The organism is Exilibacterium tricleocarpae (assembly GCF_007004655.1).
GTDB lineage: Bacteria > Pseudomonadota > Gammaproteobacteria > Pseudomonadales > Cellvibrionaceae > Exilibacterium > Exilibacterium tricleocarpae.
In genome coordinates this window covers 119001-135295 of the sequence record NZ_ML660097.1, presented here as the reverse complement: position 1 = coordinate 135295, position 16295 = coordinate 119001, and the positions used below count along the sequence as shown (strand labels likewise).

The window sequence follows — 16295 nt, the reverse complement described above, 5'->3', positions numbered from 1 at the left end:
GCGCCGCCGGTCGCAACGCGACAGCAAGGAGCCCGGCGCAAGGGCGTTACAGAGCCAAAACCAGGGTGTTTTATGTTGCCGTTGATACTTGCTTCCAGTTCCCCCTACCGGCAACAGCTATTGCGACAGCTCGGGCTGCCGTTTACCTCAGAGTCCCCCGCCATCGACGAATCCCCGCTACCGGGGGAACCACCGGCCGTACTGGTCAGCCGCCTGGCCCGGGCCAAGGCCGAAGCGGTGGCGGGTCGTTATACCCAGGCCCTGGTCATCGGTTCGGACCAGGTGGCGGAACTGGGCGGAGAAGTCCTGACCAAGCCCCTCGACCACCGGACCGCGGTCAGCCAGCTACGGGCCTGCCGCGGGCGACGGGTGACCTTTCATACCGGGCTGTGCCTGCTGAACAGCGGCAGTGGTGGGGAACAGATCACCTGTGTGCCCTTTGAGGTGGAATTCCGGCAACTGACAGACCTGCAGATCGAACATTACTTGCGGCGGGAGCAGCCCTATGACTGTGCCGGCAGTTTTAAAGTCGAGGGGTTGGGGATTTCGCTGTTTACCCGGTTAATGGGGGAAGACTACAGCAGCCTGGTCGGGCTGCCATTGATTGCCCTGTGTGATATGTTGATGGCGGAGGGAGTGGACCCGGTGGTGGTTTAGTCCGGGTATAAGCCCTTTCCTTTAAATGGCATATTTCCCAATGGCACCGCCTCCGGCGGCACGGTGCGGGGACGTAACTTCAGTTGCGTCCCCCTAGAATGGTGCCACTCCCATTTCTAGAGGCACCGCCACCGCGAGGGGTGCCACTTGCAAGTTACGCTACTGGCACAAAACCATCACTACTCTCCCCTACCGCAACTGCAGCGGCTGCGAAGACAGACCCAACGCCTGCCCCACCCCGCGACCAATCGACATTCCGAGGTTGCCGATCAGCGACTCCAGCGGCGAACGCCGATAAGTATAATCCACGACCGCCTCCTCACCGATCACCTCCCGCGCCACAAACCCCGCGCTGCCCAGACCGTCAATCAAACCCAGCTCCAGCGCCTGCTCGCCGTTCCAGATCAGGCCGGAAAACATATCGTCCTGCACCTGCAGCCGGTCGCCGCGGCCGCGTTTGACCACCTCGATAAACTGCTGATGGGTGTTATCGAGCACCTGCTGCCAGAACATCCGCTCCGATTCCTTCAGCGGCGAGAAGGGATCGAGAAACGCCTTGTGGTCGCCGGCAGTAAAGTGGCGGCGCTCGACACCCAGTTTTTCCAGGCTGTCGACAAACCCGAAGCCCGACGCCGTAACGCCGATCGAGCCGACCAGACTGGCTTTATCGGCGTAAATCTGGTCCGCCGCCGCCGCCACGTAATAACCGCCGGATGCCCCCAGGTCGCCGATAACGGCGTAGACGGTTTTCGCCGGGTGCAGCTCTCTCAAGCGCGCTATTTCGTCGTAGATATAGCCGGCCTGCACGGGGCTGCCGCCGGGGCTGTTAATAGCGACAATAACCGCCTTGGCCTGCTCGCTCTCAAAAGCCGCCCGCAGCCCGGTCACCACTGCATTGGCACTGGCGGTTTGATCGGCGGCGATAACACCTTCGATCTTAACCAGCGCCGTATGCGGCTGACCGGCATCGGGCCCCGGTTTGATACCGGCTCCGGGCAGAAACAAAATCAACACCACGAACAAATAGATAAATGTCAGTGACTTGAAAAAAATACCCCACTTGCGGGCGCGCTTTTGTTCCTGCAACACATCGCCGACCAGCGACTCGATCAAGCGCCAGTCGCGGTGCTCATCGTTGGGGTCGATCGAAGACGACGCTTTCCACTTATCCAAAACCTTTCTCCACTACTGTGTTAAACCTGTTCGGGCGGCGCCCCAATGGCGCCAACAAGCCCGGCACTAAAACCTAGTGCTTCGACCAGAAAACATTTTCATTTCGGTGGCACTTAGGTCTCGATTCGGGCATAGGTCTTCGGGACCTTCGCCAGCAGGGATGCTGGCGAAGAGCCTATGGATGTATTAACGGCCTTTCACGGAGGCCTATGCCCGGATCGAGACCGTGTCGGCTGGGACTCCAAAACCCATTTTGGGTGAAAATATTTATTTGTCGAAACACTAATTATCGACCCACGCCAGAATCTCCTCGAAATAATCCACACACAACACCGGATCATAGCCTCTCAGGCGATCGATATGGTGAGCACCGTAACTGACCGCAATACGCGGCATGTCGAGCTGCCGGGCCATCTCCATATCGTATTCCGTATCGCCCACCATAACCGCAGCGGCAGGGTCCACATCGAACTCATCAAGCAGCTCGCACAACATCTGCGGGTGAGGCTTGGAGGCCGTTTCGTCGGCGCAACGGGAGCCGTGAAAAAAGTCCTGCAACTGCGTATTGGCCAGTATGCGATCCAGTCCACGCCGGCTTTTACCGGTCGCCACCGCCAGTTGGTGACCGTCGCGCAGTAACTGTTCCAGGGTCGCTCTGACCCCGGGGTAAAAGGGCGACGGCGTCTGGTCCGCAGCGACGAAATGTCTTGCATAACTACTGGTGAGCAACTGGCGGCGCTCCTCCCCGGCGCCCGGGTAAAGACGCTCGAGCGCCTCTTTAAGACCGAGGCCGATAATGTCCTTGATAGCATCGTCGGCGAGCGGTTCCAGGCCGCTGTCCGCCGCGGCCCGCTGCACACAGTCGATAATTCTGCCGGTAGAATCACTGATAGTGCCATCCCAGTCAAAGATAAAGAGCAAACAGACCTCCCAACTTACAACGTCATATTTCAACCTGCCGGTCACTCTAGTCGGTCGCCAACCTTTCCGACCGACCCCGTCCCAACACCTCAGTCAACCGGCGCCGCCGGGGTAAGACGGGACAACGCCTCTTGCAAATCCACCGCCAGGGGTGCCCTGACCACCGTGGGCTGATCGGCTCCGGGCAGCGAGAACGCCAACCGTGCGGCGTGCAGAAACAAACGGCGCACGCCGAGTTCACGCAGGGTTTTGTTCAAGGCATCATCACCGTATTTGTCGTCACCAACCAGGGGGTGTCCCGCATGCCGGGCATGCACGCGAATCTGGTGAGTGCGACCGGTAATCGGTTTGGCCTCTACCAGGGTCACCCGGTCGTAGCGCTGCAAGACACTGAACTGCGTCAGCGAGGGTTTGCCGTCCGGCGTCACCCGGACTATCCGTTCACCGCTGCTGAGTTCATTCTTGCGCAAGGGCGCATTGATATGGGCGCGATCCGCGGGCCACTGACCGGCCACCAGCGCCTGGTAGACCTTGTCCACCCGGCCCGCGCGCATCTGCTCCTGTAGATGACGCAGCACACTGCGCTTTTTCGCCACCATAATGCAACCGGAGGTGTCCCGGTCGAGCCGGTGCACCAGTTCCAGGTAGCGGGCCTGTGGCCGCAGTTGTCGCAGCGACTCGATCAACCCCAGGCTGACACCGCTGCCCCCGTGAACCGCCAGTCCCGAGGGTTTGTCGATCACCAACAGGCCCCCGTCCTCAAATAACACGGCCTCGGCCAACACCCGGCGCAGGCCGGCGCCGGGCTTTGGCAGCGAAGTGGTGGCGGCCACCCGAACCGGGGGGATACGCACCAGATCGCCGGCCTGGAGCTTGTGGTCGGGCTTGACCCTGCCCCTGTTTACCCGCACCTCGCCCTTGCGCAAAATGCGGTAAATACGGGATTTGGGCACGCCTTTAAGCCGGGCCAGCAGAAAGTTGTCGACTCTCTGCCCCGCCTGGTCGGGGTCGATTTTGACGAGCTGAACGGAGGGGGATTGGGAAGCTGGTGCGATCATGGGGCCATAATAGCAGGTCGCTTCCCAAAAAAGACCTGTGGCTGCGGATAAAAAGCCACTATCCGCGGTGGTGGCGTTTTTCGCGTCACAGTGACCTGAAGGGGTAAAACCCTTTGCAATTGAAGCACTTATCAAATGCTGCTATAGTCCTTTGTTGCCGAGCCAGGTCGATTTTCGCCGCTTTTTGCCGATTTTTGAAAATAGCAAAATGGCCGCCACACTGCGGTACCGAGGAAATATCGCTGGTCGGTGGAACGAGTGTTAACGGATTGCAAGATAACCCGTTATAAGTGGGCCACTGGTTTACTCGTGTAGTGTACGCATGATGTATATCTACCCGGTAGACCCGGCCGCAAAACACCCAAAACAATGAATGCTGCAGCGAGAAGTGCTAAAGCAAACAAATATAGAATGGCTGCACGACTGTGACGAATCCCTAACGCGCAGATCCCAAACCGGATCATCGCAACTGGACGGTACCGAAACTAGGAAACTGGAAAACTAAATAGTTCCGAAACTGAACAACAGGACTCAATACGTCCCCAGGTAACAGGCAGCCAGGCTGTAACAACCGCGCAATAACGAAGCGCAGGTATGCAGTTAAAACTGATAGTGTAGAAAGCGAACTCATTTTAAAGGTAGTGTTGTGAAAGACCGCAACGATACCAGCCTAACAGCGGCTGCCAGGCAGCTCGGGATGAACAGGTAAATAAACGAGTAATGGGTATAGTGTCAGACGCCAGCACACCGTAAGCAGCACCCGCCACTGGCGCCCGTATCTTGCGATACAACCCGGGTGCCCGGCCGGTTCTACGGTGCAACATCCACTGGCAGAGACTGTCCCCACAACCGCTGATGCGAGCAGGATGCAGCGCGTCAGATAAAAGAGGTTGAGCCCACAGACTGCAGTTGCAATTCGCATCCCGCACCTCGCCGTTGCGCCTAAATGATTTAGGCAAAATATATGAAAAGAATGCTCATCAACGCGACCCAACCGGAAGAGTTGCGCGTCGCCCTCGTAGACGGTCAATGGCTCTACGATCTCGATATAGAAAACCGTAACCGCGAACAGAAAAAAGCCAATATTTACAAAGGTAAAATCACCCGCATCGAACCCAGCCTCGAGGCGGCTTTTGTCGACTACGGCTCCGAGCGCCACGGGTTTCTGCCCCTGAAAGAGATCTCCCGCGAGTACTTCATGAAACAGCCCCGTGATATCGAGGGCCGTCTCAAAATCAAAGATGTCATCAAAGAAGGCATGCAGATCATTGTCCAGGTGGACAAAGAAGAGCGCGGCAACAAGGGTGCGGCGCTCACCACCTTTATCAGCCTGGCCGGGCGTTATCTGGTGCTGATGCCCAACAATCCGCGCGCCGGCGGCATCTCCCGCCGCATCGACGGCGACGACCGCGCCGACCTGCGCGACGCGCTGGGCAAAATCGAGGTACCCTCAGGCATGGGTGCCATTGTGCGCACCGCGGGGGTCGGCCGCAGCGCCGAGGAATTGCAATGGGACCTGAACTACCTGCTGCAACTGTGGGACTCCATCAAAAGCGAATCTGAAAATGCACCGGCACCGCACTTTCTGTTCCAGGAAAGCAACGTTATCATCCGCGCCATTCGCGACTACCTGCGACCCGATATCGGCGAGATCATTGTCGACAGCCCGGAGGCCTATGAACTGGCGCGGGCATTCGTGCAACAAGTGATGCCCAATTTCCAGAGCAAGGTCAAACACTACAGCGACGACACCCCGCTGTTTAACCGCTACCAGATTGAAAGCCAGATCGAGACCGCTTTTGAGCGCGAAGTCAAACTCCCGTCCGGGGGCTCCATCGTTATCGACGTGACCGAAGCGCTGGTGTCTATCGACATCAACTCCTCGCGCGCCACCAAAGGCAGCGATATCGAGGAGACCGCCCTGCAGACCAACCTGGAGGCGGCCGACGAAATCGCCCGCCAACTGCGCCTGCGGGATATCGGCGGCCTGCAGGTGATCGACTTTATCGACATGCAACCGTCACGCAATCAGCGGGAGGTGGAAAACCGCATGCGCGAGGCCCTGTCGATGGACCGGGCGCGGGTCCAGGTGGGCCGTATTTCGCGGTTTGGCCTGCTGGAGATGTCGCGCCAGCGGCTGCGCCCCTCGCTCGGGGAGACCACCTCCAAAGTCTGCCCGCGCTGTAGCGGTCAGGGCACCATCCGCAGCACCAAGTCGCTGGCGCTGTCGATCCTGCGCCTGGTGGAAGAGGAAGCGCAGAAAGAGCGCAGCGCCGAGATTCGGGCCATAGCGCCGGTGCCGGTGGCCACCTACCTGCTCAACGAAAAGCGCAAGACCATTTCCGGCATCGAGACCCGCAACGGTACCCGGGTGGTGATTGTCCCCAACGCCGAAATGGTCACGCCGCACTTTGAGGTGCAGCGCCTGCGCGACGACGATACCGCCACCCTGGAAACCAGCTATAAAATCACCGCCGCCACTGACGACAGTGTGCAGGAGGAGAAACCCAAAAAAGCCGAGGCGCCGGCACTTCAGCAACCGGCCGTGCAGCAGATTGTGCCCGCCCAGCCGGCACCGGAGCCACCCAAGCAGCCGGGCTTGCTGTCACGCCTGGTAAAGGCGCTGGAGGACCTGTTCACCAGCGAACCGGAACCGCAGCCAAGCCGGACCAAACAGAACCAACAGGGTCGCGGCAAGGGCGGACGCAACAACAACCGCGGTCGCAACCAACAGCAAAATCGCAACCGCAACCGCCGCGACAATCGCGGGGAACGGGACGACCGCGGAGAGCGTGATAATCGCGAGGGCCGTGATAACCGCGGTGGCGGCCAGCGCCGCGATGAGCAGGCGCGCAAAGGCCGCCGCCGGGACGAGCGCGGCGGCCGCCAGGATGATAACCGCCGCCAGGAGCAGGCGCCGAAAACCGCCGAAGCCCGCGAATCGACCCAACCCGATCAGGACAAGTCGGATCAACAGCGGCCGGCCAAGCGGCCGGCCAACAAACGGGCCCGCCCGCAGCAGCGCCGCCGCGGTCGCCGCGATGCTGAGGCTGCGGACACTGCGAAGGCAGCCGGTGAGCAAACCGCTGAGAGTGCGGCAGCGGCGGAGCAAAGTCCTGCAACAGCCAACCGTGATGAACGACATTCAGGAAAAGCACAACGCGCGGAGAAGCGGCGGCAGCCGAAGGCAGAACCGGCAACTGCAACCGCGGCAGAGAAGCAATCCGGGGATGCAGCGACACAGCCGGAGGCGACAACCGCGCCGGTAGTGGCTAGCGCCAAAATGGAAACCGAAAAGCCGGGAGCATCGACATCGCCCCAGGAACCGGCAGACACCGCATCCACGGCCACGGTGCCGCCGGCAGACGAAGCAACTGCTGCACCGGTGCCTGAGGCTGAAGCTGGGAAACCTGCCGCAACTGCACAAGCACCGGGCGCTGGCGCCGAGACAGCCGACGCAACCGCCCAAGTGCCGGAGGCTGAGGCAGAGACACCTGCTGCAACTGCACAATTATCGGATGCTGAAGCTGAGACAACTGCCGCAACTGCAGCGGTGCGGAACCCGGAAGCCGAAACAGCCGCCACGCCTGTACCCGTCACTGAGGCGGAAACAGCGCCGGTGTCTGATACTGCCGCCGCGGCAACGGCTGAGACAGCCCCCGCAGCGGCAGAGGACAAGACCGCCGCACTGCAGAAAGAGAGCAGCCCACCGAGAGTGAAAGCAGAGGCAGAACCGGCGCTCGATACCTCGTCTCAAACTTCACAGCAGACGGCCGCGGCTGCCGAACCCGAGCCCGTAGAGACAGCAACACAGTCACAAGCACCTGTTGATACCAACGCGGCTGCAGCGGAGGTTGCACCAGCGCCCGCCCGAGCCGGCAATGACCCGCGGCTGAACCCAAAGCCGGTTACCGAAGTGGAAATCACCACCGCCCCCCAGCGGGACACCAGCGGCGGGCCCTTGGATACCGCGCAGCCGTCGAAGGTGGAACACCGCCCGCGCCGGCTCAGCAGGCCGGCAAATGATCCGCGCGTCAACCGCACTACGGGGGACACCGTTGCGCAGGCAAGGGAGGCGGACCAGTAATAGCCCACATGGGTAGATAAAGACCGGAGCCTGCCAGCTCCGGTTTTTTTTACTCTCCAATACGGCCATAAAGTCGGCCCGCCTGACGGGTTATTGGCCGGGCATTTTCGCCGCTGTAATAACCCGCTTAGATGCTTGTGCCCGCGCCAAACCTCTGTATAATCGGGTCCTCAAATCCGGTGGGGTGGCTGAGTGGTCGAAAGCGGCGGTCTTGAAAACCGTTGAGTGTAACAGCTCCCAGGGTTCGAATCCCTGCCCCACCGCCATTTCATTTTTGCCTCTGTCGTTCGTCCGCTTATCCAGCGAACTCTTGCCGACAACTCAGAAAAACCAATCAATAAAAATGCATTTGAATGTAGATAACTACCAATACTTTCTAATTATTGATCTTGAAGCTACCTGTTGCGACAAACAATCGATCGCCAGACAGGATATGGAAACCATTGAAATCGGCGCGGTAATGGTTGAAGCGGAGGAACTGACTACTGTTGATGAATTTACGCTGTTTATCAAACCGATAAAACATCCCAAGTTAACAAACTTCTGCACTGAACTCACCAGCATTACCCAGTCCGATATAGATACAGCACCAGGGTTTCCGGATGCCGTTAAACAGTTTAAGCAGTGGCTGTATCAATATGATTCATTTCTATTTTGCTCTTGGGGTGACTACGACAAGGGACAGCTTGAGAGAGACTGTCAACTCCATAATATTCCCTACCCAATCGGTTCCGAGCATCTCAATATTAAGAAGATGTTTTCCACCTCCCAGAATCTAAAAAAGAAATTTGGAATGGCCCGGGCATTAACATTAGCGGGATTACCCCTGCACGGCGCGCACCACAGGGGTATCGACGATGCAAAAAATATGGCGCAGTTGATGCCTTATATACTGGGCAGGAAGAAAATTTCAGAAAAAATCTAATAGATATAGAGGACTTAAACGCCCGCTTTTATGCCCTCCACGTACCTTGATCGAAGCACCTCGATCGCCGTAAACATAATAACAACCTGGATCAGACAAGCTAAAAAACATACACGTGCTTGGCAAATCTGTATTCAACCAAAAAATCGATAAATACACGAATACGCGGCGACAGTAAACGGCGTTCGAGATACAGCGCATGAAACTCTGTGTTTGGAGGGCGAAACGCAGCTAAAACCTCCTCAAGCTCGCCGGCATCTATGGCCTTTTTGGCCAGGTACCCAGGCATTTGACTCACACCCATGCCCGCCTTTGCTGCGCGTAAAACGGCTTCGAAATAACTGTTCAGTAATTGCGAGCGGGTTTTCCCCGCTTCAGTAACATACCATGGGTAAGTCCGTCCTGTTCGCGTGTTGCGAAAGCTCAAACACTGATAGTTCACCAATTCATCCGGGTGAGCGGGCCATTGTCCACAAAGATGTCGTCACCAATAGTTCGGCAAGTTTTGGCAATAAAGGCATTGACGCATTAAAGACTTGGGCGGGTGCTTTTCTTACCGCATTTTCAGCCAGAGTCGACTTGGTTGACTACATCAATGCCATCGATGAAAACGGTGATAGTCGCGCTGTTATGACTGTCAATCTATATTGGACTCACGTGCAGCCATTTTTCGATGTATTGCAGCCTACCGGCCGTAAGGGCACATCTGTCGAAAACCTCATCCTTACAGCGAAAGACAGCAAGGTCGTTCGAATAGAAGTGGCAGATACCACACTCGACCTCGTAATTTATATGCACGAGAATGGCTGGGCATTTCCGCAGAACATCCAGCCAAAACCCATCATTGAGGGTATTGAACGGCCATTTGAAAAAGCCGCCGTTCAATTTCGCTAATAACCAAGTATCTCTCCGGCACCTCGACTCGCTCAAGCCAAGGAGCCGGATCAAAATATGTTGCTCCAGGCCTCTGGTATCGCCACAACCTATATCGCCATAATCTATATCGGCACAACCTATATCGGCACCCAAGTACCAAACATTTGAGTGCCAGCACAGTCAACCCGCCGGCAGTTGCTTGCTCGGGTGCCAGTACAAATCGTCCGGTTCATCGGGAAGCTTTTTGATAACCAGGACTTGGATCGGGTACCGTACCGCCGGCGGCTCGCCTAGAAAAACCCCAAACCATCGCCAAGGTGCTTTATTGTAGGTCCGGGCTATCACGACCGCATGCAGCGGCAGGCCGCTAATCGATTCGGTACGAATCACCGCCCGGAGAGTGAGCCCGGTGGACCCGCCTTCCTTTTTCGGTACCCAGAATCCGCCTTGTTTCTCCCAATGTTCAAGGAGCTGCTCCAGATTGCCCGGTTTGTATAGCCAATCCCCCGGGCGTGGGCCCCTCCCCGTAAATCGCATGACACATCACTACAGCTGTTTTTTTATACAGTAGTACAGTACCTCGTGGTCAGGAAATAGGATTTTGCTATCAGGTACTCACATTGAATAGATAACGCCCTATTGGCCTCAGTGCTCCTGCGGAAACTGATGGCAATCGTGCCAAACAGCGGTAAAACTCCACCGTTCATAATCTGCATAGAGGAGTTAAATAATGGAGTTTATTGGGGTTTCTAAAATCGCCGGCGTAGGCGCATACCTGCCGGCCACCGTCGTCGACTCAGCATCGATCATGGAGGAAATCGGGTGTGAAAGGTTTGGTGTTTCCAAATCCTACATGGATAAGGCACTGGGGATTCGGGAACGCAGGGTATGCGATCGGGATACGGCACCGTCAGATTTGGCCTGTGCGGCGTCGCAGCGGGCAATCGAGGCCGCTGGCATCAGGCCTGAGGATTTGGGGTTTATTGTGTTCTGTGGTATCGACCGGGACTGGCAGGAGCCGGCAACCGCACATCGCGTCCAGTCCCTATTGGGTGCCCGTAATGCCAGTTGCCTGGATGTTACTAACGCCTGTCACGGTTTTATCGACGGGATGGCCGTAGCCGACGCATTTATCGCCGCCGGCATGGTCGATAATGTGCTGGTTTGTACCGGGGAGCGGCCGAGCGATGTGATGTACGAATATGTGCATAAACTGAAAAAAGTGCGGAGCCGGGAGCTGTTCAAAAAATGGGTCGGCATGCTCTCGGCCGGGGACGCGGGTGGCGCAATGGTGATACAGCGTTCAGATGACCGTAGTGGCTGGCGCAATTTGCGGTTATGCTCACGGGGTCAGCACGCCGAGCTATGTCACTATAAGCGCACCGACAAGGGCATAACAGGTCACATGCTCATGAGCGAGATCACCTCCGCGGTGCTGGACCTCCACGAGGAGATGATTGGCAACACCTATGACCGCCTCGGCTGGGCGCCAGGGGATGTTGACTGGGCTTACTTGCATCAATCGGGATCAGCACCTCACCGGCGCATGATCGCCGCGGCGCACCTCGATGTCAGCCGGGCCCCGGTCACCTATGAAAAATTCGGGAATTTGACCAGCGCCACTATACCTGTGGCCATGGCGCTCACCCCCCCTAGCCGGGGCGATAAATTGTTGATACTAGGAGCAGGGAGCGGAATTTCAGTATGTCAGGGTGGAATGATTTACTGATATACGCCACGCCGAGCATTACGGCGCTGGCTATAAAGGCGGTTATATTCTGGTATGGCCGCCGGCAAATAAAAACAATGAATCCGTGGTTTTTGGCATTCCTGGTTTCCATGTTCGGTATGACCGTTACCGAGCTGGCATCGTTCGCCTACGCCAACCATCCGGAAGATGGACTGTTGGTCATGATAGGTGCATATCTCTTTTTGTCCGCCACAGGTATTACGTTACTCGGCCTGGCGCTCGATATCGGCGGTTACAAGCATGTCTCGCTCACAATCCTACTGGCGGCCCTGGCCCTGACCTGCATCGTGCTGCTGGTTATACCCAATGCCGCGATCGCGGGCGCCAAAAGTATTGGCTACTCGATCACCCGGGTTGGAGGGCCCTACTATAACGCCCTCCAGGTTGTTATCGTCGGCATGATGTTGGGCTCACTGACCACGCTTATCTACACCGCCAGGACGGGCTCCGAGTTCATTGGACGCCGGCGATCATTAGCAATGGCGATCGGGGTCGCTCCTATCGTCCTCACCGCATTTGGTGTCGCTGCGGCGATGCGACTGGGCCTGCAGGTCAATGCCGCCGTCTGGGGCAGCGTATCTGTCACTTTTCTAATGGGTGTCCTGGTTTACACGGAGCGGGAAACCCGACTATTCAATTTTTTGTGCTGGTTTCCGGCGACCGAGGAACATAGCAGCATCATCACGCTTCGCAGGATCGCGTTCAACACAGAGTCCACGAGCTTGCGCGAGGCGCGAGGTAAATTCGACCAACTACTGATCGCGAAAGCCTTAAACGCTTGTGGGGGTAATCGGTCGAGGACGGCGCAAATGCTTGGCGTCTCCCGCGCTACTCTGCTGCGGAAGCTGAAGGGGGAATGATGCTTGTCCCTGAGCCCTGCTTTAAGCTGCCCTGCCCGTCAATGACTATTTGGGTATGGTTAACCACCATAAGCCGCCGACCTACAAACTCCCCATCAACTCATCTCGATAAGCCCGGATGCGCTTTGCATTCAAGCCCACATCGCTACCGCCGACGCGGGACTTGGAGCGAATATCGAGGCGGCTGCCGGCGCCCTTGTCGGTGATGCGGATAACCACATCATCCTTGTAGCCAAACCAGAAAGTGGTATCGGTCGCTTCTATCCGCCCCTGCGCAACCTCACTATCAACCAGCTCCCATCCCATGGCAGCAACCGCCTCAAGGGCTTTGGCGTGCGCCTGCTCAGTATCCAGGGCAATATCTATCGACACTATATCGGGATAAGCCTGCAGTTGTTGCCGGGTAACCTCACCACCGAGATATTCCACGGGGTTGGGTGCATCGGCACGCAGGGGCGCTATGGCAACGAAGACCGGCGGGTTTGCCGTATCTGTCGTGATATCGTGAATAGGCGGTACACTGCGCGCCGTTTGTTGGAACTGATATAACGGAACCAGCGGAATCCCACACAACAACACGGCTGTCAATGCACTTTTGCTGAGGCGCTTGTTCACCAGGGCCCAGGCGAGTAACAGGGCAACCGCAATACCGCAAGTCCAGGCTGCGACCGTTGCCGCACCCCGCGAGACGCTGAAGGCCGTGCCCAGTTCCCACAGTTCAAAACGGTAGGCGGGCCCCGCCAGCAGTAGTGTCAGAAATACACCGACACTGACAACTAACACCAGTCGTGTTACCAGGAAAAGTACTCTGTTCATAGGCAGGTCTCCATAACCACGATAATGATGAAGCGCGACTATCAGGCACTCTCTATATCATCTACACCATCTACACCATCTACACCACCGGCATCAACAAACCTGCCTGCACAGTCCCTGAAAGTTGAGGGTTAGTATTATACTAACGCCTTCCTCACAATTGCCAGAACCGCAGCGCCGGCACCACGGCAAGTGCGACCGGCGTATCGAGACCAACACTATGCGTATAGCGCTAATCGGTTTAGGTGATATCGCTCAAAAAGCTTATCTGCCGCTCCTGGCAGCCAACGCCGACATTACACCGGTGCTGTGCACCCGCAATGCCGCCATCCTAACCTCGCTGAGTCGGCAATACAGAATCACAGAAACCTACACCGACCTCGAGGCATTAATCAAAAGCGCCCCCGCAGGTGCCATGGTCCACAGCAGCACCGACAGCCATCCGGCGATTGTCGCCAAACTGCTAAATGCGGGCATTGCCGTCTTCGTCGATAAACCCCTGAGCTATCACGCCGACGAGAGTGAGCGGCTGCTGGCGTTGGCGGCCACAAAGCAACTGCCGCTGTTTGTGGGATTCAACCGCCGTTACGCCCCGTTGATCCGATCTATCGACAGCCACCCTGCCACCCAGATACGACTGCAGAAAAACCGCGCCAGGCAGCCCGCCGATGCGCGGGTCTTTATCTTTGACGACTTTATCCATGTGCTGGATACGCTGCGCTTTCTGGGCGGCGGCGAAACAGCGGACCTACAGGTTGAAGCCTTTTATCAGCAAACACTGCTGGCCGCGATCCAGGTCCACTGGCAGTGGCAACAGACCCTGCTGGCCGGCTCGATGAACCGCATCAGCGGCGTTACTGAGGAGATACTGGAGTTCTTCGGTTGCGAGCAAAAGTGGCAGATCAAAAATCTTTCCGGCGGTTGGCACTACCGTGACAATCACAAGGTCGAACTGGGCTTCAGCGACTGGGAACACACACTGCACAAACGGGGTTTTATGGATATGATTGAGGCCTTTCTCCAACAGGTAGAGGCCGGCACCAGTCCCGCAGACCAGTACAGTGATATCCTCGCCACCCACCGACTCTGCGAGCGGGTGTTGGCCCAGGCAATTGGCTGACTACCTGCGGTACCGATCCACAGCAGCATCGGGCGGTTACTGCCGCACACCCTACCCGGTCGGGTGAGCGGCCCGCACTCTGCGCATCAGATAGATGCGGTCGTTATCTCTGACCACCCGCACGTCCAGTAGCTGTTCGAGCGAGAAAACAAACGCGGTCAAATCCCCAACCTGGAAAATGCCCGAAATCAAATGGTCCTCCAGGTCTTTATCCAGAATTTCAATCGGTGTGCGGGTATAGCGGTTGTACTCCAGCACCGCATCGGCCAGGCGGCTGGATTTAAAGTAAATCTTGCTATTCCTCCAGGCAGTGATACGTTCCAGCTCGGCCGGCTCAATGGCGGGTGTAACACCATCGTCATGGTAAGTGGCGGCCTCTCCCCGTTCGATTTGTGTTCGCGGTACCCCATCCGGTCCCCGCCGTCCCTCGAGTTCCACCACGCCCTCCGCCACCGTAACCGAGACCGCCCGAGCGCGCAGCAGCACATTGAACTCGGTGCCCAGCGCCCTGACGACACTGCCAGCAGCGGCGACTTCAAAAGGTCGTTGCGGGTCCGCCGCCACGGCAAAAAACGCTTCGCCCCGGCGCAGTTCGAGGCGGCGGGCGGCGCGGCTGTAGTTGACGGCAATAACAGTATCGGTGTTTAACAGAGCGGTCGAGCCGTCATCGAGACGAACGAGGCGATGCTCCCCAACCCCCGTGCCATAGATGTCCACTGACCGGTTGTCGGTGACAAACCAACCCCCGGCGACCAGCACCACAACGACGGCAGCCACTTGCAGATAGCGCGCAGCCGCGGCGCGCCTGCGGCCAGTGTCGGCCGCTGTCGCCTGCGCAGCGGTTAACTCCCGGCGAATATCACCATCGGCACCTAGATGACCGCTTATATCCCAAAGGGCCCGGCACTGTTCATAAGCCAGTTCATGCAACGGGCTTTGCGCCAACCACTGCTTAAACGCCCGGCGAGCAGCCCGGTCGCAGCGGGGAGATTTCAATTTTGCATACCAGGCCGCCGCCTCTTGCCTGATTCGGCGCCGATCTGCCCGAGCGGTTTGCGCAGATATATTCATAACAGGTCTTCCAGCGAGTTCTGCAGCTTCCTGACTGCCGTGGCCATATGCCGCTCGACGGTACGGGTACTGATATTCAGGGCACGGGCAATTTCCGGATAGGTCATTTCCTCGAACCGGCTCAACAGAAACACCTGTCGGGTGTTCGCAGGCAGTTTCAACAACTCCCGTTTCAGTTTAGCCAGGGATTGCTCCCAGTCCGCCGCCCGGGCCGGCGATGGCGCAGTGCTGGGAAACTCGCCTTCCTCGAAGGGTATGTGGGCATCGGCACGGCGACTGCCGCGACGGCGCAGCGCATCGCGCACCAGGTTGGTGGCCACCGTAAAGATATAGGCGCGCGCATTTTCCTCCAGTCGCTCCAGGTTGTCCTGTTTCAGTAAACGAATATAGGTTTCATGGAGGACTTCGTATGCGTCCTGGCGCCCCCCGGGCAAGAGCCCGGTCAGATAGTTAAGGAGGCTGCAGCGGTATTTTTCGTACAGGGTTTCGATATAGGGATCCGGTCCGGACACGCCCTCCTCAGCGCCGTCGCCGTTTGCGCCACGCTGGGTTTGCCCGACAACCCTGAGTCGCGGTCCGGCTGATAGTTTCGGTCTCACTGACGCCATTGCTTGCCCTAATCACAGCCTTCTTTTGATACGGTTGCTTTTGCAACAGCGTTCAAGTAAGCAGTATTTTGTTGTAAACCGGGACCGGCATAAGGCTCGATACTAATACGTGCACCCTACAACCCTTGACTCTTGAACCTGCAGGCCCCGGGGCTCTGGACCCCTTGTTGCGCATAACCTCCCCCCTGTAAACGCAACCGCGGCCATAAACCCGACAGGCATCGCCGTATTTTTGTCGGGAGTCAGTGGCCGGTTCCGTTATTATAATCACGGCTAACTATAATTATTTCCTGTATTTTCAATCACACTATGGGTCCAGGCCATATAAGAGCATTACTTGAGCGATGCGGCTCAGCGCGCAGCCCTGCTCACC

14 protein-coding genes and 1 tRNA gene are annotated in these 16295 nt (G+C 57.5%); 8 read left to right on the top strand and 7 right to left on the bottom strand.

Annotated elements, in window-relative coordinates; translation table 11 throughout:
• Positions 1 to 72 precede the first annotated feature (72 nt).
• Positions 73 to 657: a Maf family protein gene (locus tag FKG94_RS17440; RefSeq protein ID WP_142905611.1), complete on the top strand. Its 585-nt coding sequence runs from the start codon at positions 73 to 75 to the stop codon at positions 655 to 657.
• A 189-nt stretch (positions 658 to 846) separates the two neighbouring features.
• Here the strand turns inward: FKG94_RS17440 and FKG94_RS17435 are convergent, their stop codons facing one another.
• From FKG94_RS17435 to rluC, 3 genes are all read right to left on the bottom strand, one after another.
• Positions 847 to 1830 carry a S49 family peptidase gene (locus tag FKG94_RS17435; protein WP_142905610.1) on the bottom strand — a complete coding sequence of 328 codons (984 nt, stop codon included), beginning with the start codon at positions 1828 to 1830 and terminating at the stop codon, positions 847 to 849.
• 282 nt (positions 1831 to 2112) lie between these two features.
• Positions 2113 to 2751 (bottom strand): HAD-IA family hydrolase, encoded by a 639-nt coding sequence (locus FKG94_RS17430; protein WP_142905609.1) that lies wholly within the window; start codon positions 2749 to 2751, stop codon positions 2113 to 2115.
• Positions 2752 to 2840: 89 nt separating this feature from the next.
• Positions 2841 to 3809 (bottom strand): 23S rRNA pseudouridine(955/2504/2580) synthase RluC, encoded by a 969-nt coding sequence (rluC, locus tag FKG94_RS17425; RefSeq protein WP_142905608.1) that lies wholly within the window; start codon positions 3807 to 3809, stop codon positions 2841 to 2843.
• Positions 3810 to 4773: 964 nt separating this feature from the next.
• Between rluC and rne the strand changes: the two genes are divergently transcribed.
• The 3 genes from rne (at position 4774) to FKG94_RS17410 (ending at position 8821) form a co-directional block, all read left to right on the top strand.
• The gene (gene rne, locus FKG94_RS17420; RefSeq protein WP_142905607.1) at positions 4774 to 7896 is read left to right on the top strand and encodes a ribonuclease E; all 3123 of its coding nucleotides are present in this window, start codon (positions 4774 to 4776) and stop codon (positions 7894 to 7896) included.
• Between the two features lie 178 nt (positions 7897 to 8074).
• Positions 8075 to 8162 (top strand) — tRNA-Ser (locus FKG94_RS17415).
• A 77-nt stretch (positions 8163 to 8239) separates the two neighbouring features.
• Complete coding sequence (locus FKG94_RS17410; protein WP_142905691.1) at positions 8240 to 8821, top strand: 3'-5' exonuclease; 582 nt, start codon at positions 8240 to 8242, stop codon at positions 8819 to 8821.
• A gap of 100 nt (positions 8822 to 8921) precedes the next feature.
• On the opposite strand, the gene FKG94_RS17405 is transcribed toward FKG94_RS17410, so the two are convergent.
• Entirely contained in the window at positions 8922 to 9263 is a 342-nt protein-coding gene (locus tag FKG94_RS17405) for a LysR substrate-binding domain-containing protein (RefSeq protein WP_179957695.1), read from the bottom strand.
• On the opposite strand from FKG94_RS17405, the gene FKG94_RS28770 reads away from it, so the two are divergent.
• The 3 genes from FKG94_RS28770 (at position 9209) to FKG94_RS17390 (ending at position 12307) form a co-directional block, all read left to right on the top strand.
• A complete protein-coding gene (locus FKG94_RS28770) occupies positions 9209 to 9715 on the top strand; it encodes a nuclear transport factor 2 family protein (RefSeq protein ID WP_179957688.1) in 507 nt (168 codons plus the stop codon). The two genes, FKG94_RS17405 and FKG94_RS28770, sit on opposite strands and share 55 nt — an antisense overlap.
• Positions 9716 to 10427: 712 nt before the next feature.
• A complete protein-coding gene (locus tag FKG94_RS17395) occupies positions 10428 to 11426 on the top strand; it encodes a ketoacyl-ACP synthase III (protein WP_142905604.1) in 999 nt (332 codons plus the stop codon).
• The gene (locus FKG94_RS17390) at positions 11402 to 12307 is read left to right on the top strand and encodes a helix-turn-helix domain-containing protein (RefSeq protein ID WP_142905603.1); all 906 of its coding nucleotides are present in this window, start codon (positions 11402 to 11404) and stop codon (positions 12305 to 12307) included. The genes FKG94_RS17395 and FKG94_RS17390 overlap by 25 nt, the downstream gene beginning before the upstream one ends.
• A gap of 81 nt (positions 12308 to 12388) precedes the next feature.
• Here FKG94_RS17390 and FKG94_RS17385 read toward each other — a convergent pair whose 3' ends face one another.
• Positions 12389 to 13123 (bottom strand): DUF1499 domain-containing protein, encoded by a 735-nt coding sequence (locus tag FKG94_RS17385; protein ID WP_142905602.1) that lies wholly within the window; start codon positions 13121 to 13123, stop codon positions 12389 to 12391.
• 220 nt (positions 13124 to 13343) lie between these two features.
• On the opposite strand from FKG94_RS17385, the gene FKG94_RS17380 reads away from it, so the two are divergent.
• The gene (locus FKG94_RS17380) at positions 13344 to 14243 is read left to right on the top strand and encodes a Gfo/Idh/MocA family protein (RefSeq protein WP_142905601.1); all 900 of its coding nucleotides are present in this window, start codon (positions 13344 to 13346) and stop codon (positions 14241 to 14243) included.
• 51 nt (positions 14244 to 14294) lie between these two features.
• On the opposite strand, the gene FKG94_RS17375 is transcribed toward FKG94_RS17380, so the two are convergent.
• Positions 14295 to 15314: a FecR family protein gene (locus FKG94_RS17375; protein ID WP_142905600.1), complete on the bottom strand. Its 1020-nt coding sequence runs from the start codon at positions 15312 to 15314 to the stop codon at positions 14295 to 14297.
• Positions 15311 to 15922 (bottom strand): RNA polymerase sigma factor, encoded by a 612-nt coding sequence (locus FKG94_RS17370; protein ID WP_142905599.1) that lies wholly within the window; start codon positions 15920 to 15922, stop codon positions 15311 to 15313. Before FKG94_RS17370 ends, FKG94_RS17375 begins: the two co-directional genes overlap by 4 nt.
• Positions 15923 to 16295 lie beyond the last annotated feature (373 nt).